At 59.9% G+C, this 942-nt stretch carries 1 protein-coding gene; it reads right to left on the bottom strand.

Annotated features, from left to right (window positions below):
* On the bottom strand, nucleotides 1-942 hold a 942-nt coding region (locus EOA22_RS35300; RefSeq protein WP_127390698.1), incomplete at both ends, for a diguanylate cyclase.

Genomic DNA, 942 nt, shown 5'->3' with positions numbered 1-942 from the left:
CACGACCGATAGCAAATGGCACCTGGGCGATTTCAGCGCGAATGCGTTCGGCGACCTTTTCAGCCACCGTGCTATCTGTGTCCGGCATCACCACTACGAATTCATCGACCCCATAAACGCATGCAAGGTCGATACCGCGCACATTCTTGCGTAGCCGGCGCGCGCACTCGCGCAGCACGTCGCCACCTGCCTCGTGACCGTGTGTGTCGTTGACCGACTTTAGAAGGTCGATGTCGGTGATTATCACCGACAATGGTCGCTGGCGCGCCACCGCACGATCGAACAACGTCTGTAGATGGCTATCGAGGTAACGGCGGTTGTGCAGCCCGGTTAGTCCATCGGTCACCGCCATCTCGATGGTTTGGGTGACGCTGGCGCGAAGCTGGTCATTGTAGCGTTTGCGGCGCACTTGCGTACGCATCCGCGCCACCAGCTCCTGCTGGTCTATAGGCCGCATGAGGTAGTCGTTGATGCCGAGTTCGAGGCCGCGGATGATCCGCCCCTCCTCGCCTTCCTCGGCCAGAAGGATGATCGGCAGGAAGCGGGTGCGATCGAGCGAACGCAATTGCGAGCATAGCCGCAGCGGATCGAATTCGGCAAAAGCCATCGAGATCACGACGCATTCATAGGGCGCTTCGGCAGCCTGGAAGAAGCCGGCATGCGGGTCGGTGGCAATGTCGAGATCGGCACTGTCGCGCAGCATCTTCTGGATGCGCTCAAACGAAGATTTGCGCTCGTCAATCAGCAGAACTTTTGGCGTCGCGTTTTCGGACGTGAAGGTGCGGCTCAACACCTCCTCGATGCCGATGTTGCGTGTGGTCGAGGCACGCAGGCGCAATTCGTCAGTCAGCGACTTCAGCCTGACCAGGCTTTTCACGCGCGTCATCAGCTGCAGGTCATTGACCGGCTTGGTCAGGAAATCGTCGGCGCCGGCCTCGAGAC

The organism is Mesorhizobium sp. M7A.F.Ca.US.014.04.1.1 (genome assembly GCF_003998745.1).
Lineage (GTDB): Bacteria > Pseudomonadota > Alphaproteobacteria > Rhizobiales > Rhizobiaceae > Mesorhizobium > Mesorhizobium ciceri.
Note: the sequence above shows the minus strand (reverse complement) of the source record. Positions and strands in the feature narration are given on the sequence as shown.